4 protein-coding genes are annotated in these 2,721 nt (G+C 46.5%); 1 reads left to right on the top strand and 3 read right to left on the bottom strand.

The annotated features are described in order from the left end of the window. Window positions 1–385: 385 nt before the first annotated feature. Window positions 386–685 (top strand): hypothetical protein, encoded by a 300-nt coding sequence (locus KDK18_RS11350; RefSeq protein ID WP_257255016.1) that lies wholly within the window; start codon window positions 386–388, stop codon window positions 683–685. Window positions 686–875: 190 nt separating this feature from the next. Here KDK18_RS11350 and KDK18_RS11345 read toward each other — a convergent pair whose 3' ends face one another. The 3 genes from KDK18_RS11345 to KDK18_RS11335 are packed head-to-tail and all read right to left on the bottom strand — an operon-like array spanning window position 876 to window position 1,982. Beyond that, window positions 876–1,031, bottom strand: coding sequence for a hypothetical protein (locus KDK18_RS11345; protein ID WP_373691171.1), 156 nt, complete (start codon window positions 1,029–1,031; stop codon window positions 876–878). Continuing rightward, complete coding sequence (locus KDK18_RS11340) at window positions 998–1,585, bottom strand: group II intron reverse transcriptase/maturase (protein ID WP_257255014.1); 588 nt, start codon at window positions 1,583–1,585, stop codon at window positions 998–1,000. Before KDK18_RS11340 ends, KDK18_RS11345 begins: the two co-directional genes overlap by 34 nt. Then, window positions 1,572–1,982, bottom strand: coding sequence for a reverse transcriptase/maturase family protein (locus KDK18_RS11335; RefSeq protein WP_257255013.1), 411 nt, complete (start codon window positions 1,980–1,982; stop codon window positions 1,572–1,574). The genes KDK18_RS11340 and KDK18_RS11335 overlap by 14 nt, the downstream gene beginning before the upstream one ends. Window positions 1,983–2,721: the final 739 nt, after the last annotated feature.

Here is a 2,721-nt window from a genome sequence, read left to right as displayed (position 1 = left end):
GTCTATAACCAATGGAAAGGTGTCAAATGGATTGTTGAAATACTAAGCCATCTAGCTTTTTAATATTTTTCAAAAGGCTCTGTAGCAATGGTTGCACCTTCTGTAACCATGCTTTTTTTCCGGCAACTTAGAGCTTCATCTGCTGCTGTTTCCAGCCTATGAGATCGCCGATGAGAATGAAGTTCATCTGAATAGTTGATAGGACCTCTTTCCGGAATCGCTATTTCGAAGCTAGTGCGGAAACATCATAGAGTATTGGGTTTCTGGCCCTTGATGGATGGCGATTATATAAGAGTATGACAGTACAAGATAAACGGTAAATTAACCCCACATTCCAAAGAAAGCCATATCCTTTAATACTTCAGGTTTCAAAACGGAGAAATCTATGAAACCTGAAGCGCGCAAACAAAATCATTTACTCTGGCAAGAACGGATGAACGACTGGCAGCAATCCGGACTTTCGGCCTCTGTATGGTGTAAAAAACATGATATCAAGCAGCACCTGTTCTTTTACTGGAAGCGCAAGCTACTTGCTCAGCCTGACGATAAGCTGATACCTCTGGCCGTTGTTCAGCCAGAACCTTCTCCGCCTTCTCAGGTGATCCTCTATATGGATTCCATACGAATCGAAGCAGCCCCTGAACAAGCAGCAGCTCTGATCAAAGCATTGCAGGCGGTATCGTGATTCATCCCGCAGGTGAGGTTGCTGTCTATCTCTATACCGAATACGTCGAGTAGGCTCGACTGCCAGCACCGTGACTTGTATGGAGGTTCGAGGTTGACGAACTTCCCAAGCTGGTAACCAACAGCCTGCCCCCGAACGCAGCATGCACCTTTCAATGCACTACGCTCTCCAGTATTAATATCTCGCAGATTTACCACATTGCCAACGCCTGATCGGCTAGTTCCGACAGCTTCATGCCGTCGTACTTTCCGTCATGAACTTTCATGTGGCAGTCACGACAGACCGGTATTTGCTTCCGGTTGATTTGCGCCATTACCTTGCTAAAGCCTTTGGCTTCCTGACCCATCTTGCGGATATGCCGGACATGATGCATCTCAATAATTTCTCAGGATCAAGACCTTTGCCGCTGACATTAAATGCTTTCTGGTTCACCTTCAGGGACAGGTTATTGCCGTATCCATTAAAATCAACCTGTCGCATACCATCTTTAGTTGTCTTCAAGGCTGTAATCTTACCGTTGCCTTTCTTCAAAACTTGCCGGGTTGAACAGCGCCTCCTGCTCGCTAATGTATGCATCAATGATCTTTGAAGCGTGTATACAATCCAGCTCATTTTTGACCTGTTGGCAGCGAAAGAGTAGTAGTTCAGAACTCCTCCCAAGATCGAGTTGTAGTACATGACTATTTCCCATTCCTGTCTCGGGATTAAATCTCTACGCGCTTTTCCCTTAAAAGACCCTTTCTTAGCAAATCCATCCTCAACCAGTTTGCCCATCAGCTCCATGATCGGAGCTTCGAGCCTTATGGTGCCCGCACCAGTACGTGCAAGTGTTGCCCGTTTCGCATGGCCACTTTTATGTTTGGAAGTGTGCCCCTTGGGATCGGATTTAAAATCGCTCATCCTCTATTCGCTTTCGCAAGATACCAATCAGCACGTGGTGATCTACATTATCAAAAAATCCCTTAATATCACCCTCAACAATCCATTTGACACCTTTCCATTGGTTATAGACCTGCTTTAACGCTGTATGGCATCCTTTCACTGGACGATATCCGTGACTCCTGCGACTGAAAGTCGGTTCATAAATAGCCTCAAAATTCATTCTCATGGCTTCCTGTATGACCTTTTCCGGTGGTGGAGCAATGCCCAGCTGACGGAATTTTCCGCTTTTCTTTGGAATCTCCTGAACTCTCACGGGAGAAAACTGAAAATTTTCAGTCTCAAGCTCCTGAATCACTGTCCTGATCATTTGGAGTGAGTACCCGTCAAGAGTCCTGTAATCAGAGCCCTTTGTCATGTTACTGGCTTTGCTTTTGATGTTTTCATAAGCGGTAATCAGTACCGTTTCATCACATAGCAACCGGTAGAGTTTTCGGTTAACGCGGTTTTTATCTTTCCGGTTTTACTCTGCAAGCATCCGAATTTGAGCCAATCCGCCAGCTGTCGTTTTGGCGACCTCCATTGTGATTACCTCTCTTCCAGATGATTAATACCTGCGACCCTTTGCCATGTCCTGACTGTTATGTCAGGCATTTGACTAATACGATCGCTCCGTCACCATAGGGATGACTCCCCTTAGGCGATCCCGCAGTTACGCGTTCATAGTTCCTGATGCCTTAGGCTGTCTTTCCGCAACTTTTACCTGTACTGCTTTGCAGTTTGGCCTGCGGCTCCGAACTTCTGCCCTTGATTCAACTACGCATATCTCAGTTGAGGGTCGGAGCCCACCCCGTTGTCTGCCAGAGGTCTTTCGAGGGGGACGACTTAGTTACCCACTGTTGCTGATGGACTTCAACCAGTATGGGCTTAGCCATAGCATCTTAGCTGACGCCAGTCTTGGGCTTTGACTTCTAGCCCTCAGAACGCCTTTTCCGACCATGCTACACTCAGCTCCGGGATTTCCCCATTACTTAAGGTCGGTGCTTTATACACGACCGAAGTAGTACAACTCCTCCTTTAAGAATCTATTAAACGCACCACAACTGCGCACTATGCGTAAATCCATTGATGGGTTAGCGGCTTTAGTCGAACAGCAA

The sequence above is a fragment of the Endozoicomonas sp. SESOKO3 genome, assembly GCF_024606255.1.
This window is presented reverse-complemented; position numbering and strand designations above follow the sequence as displayed.

Coding starts and splice junctions, on each gene's coding strand:
- KDK18_RS11350 (WP_257255016.1), top strand. CDS start 386: ATGAAACCTGAAGCGCGCAAACAAAATCATTTACTCTGGCAAGAACGG.
- KDK18_RS11345 (WP_373691171.1), bottom strand. CDS start 1,031: ATGGGTCAGGAAGCCAAAGGCTTTAGCAAGGTAATGGCGCAAATCAAC.
- KDK18_RS11340 (WP_257255014.1), bottom strand. CDS start 1,585: ATGAGCGATTTTAAATCCGATCCCAAGGGGCACACTTCCAAACATAAA.
- KDK18_RS11335 (WP_257255013.1), bottom strand. CDS start 1,982: ATGACAAAGGGCTCTGATTACAGGACTCTTGACGGGTACTCACTCCAA.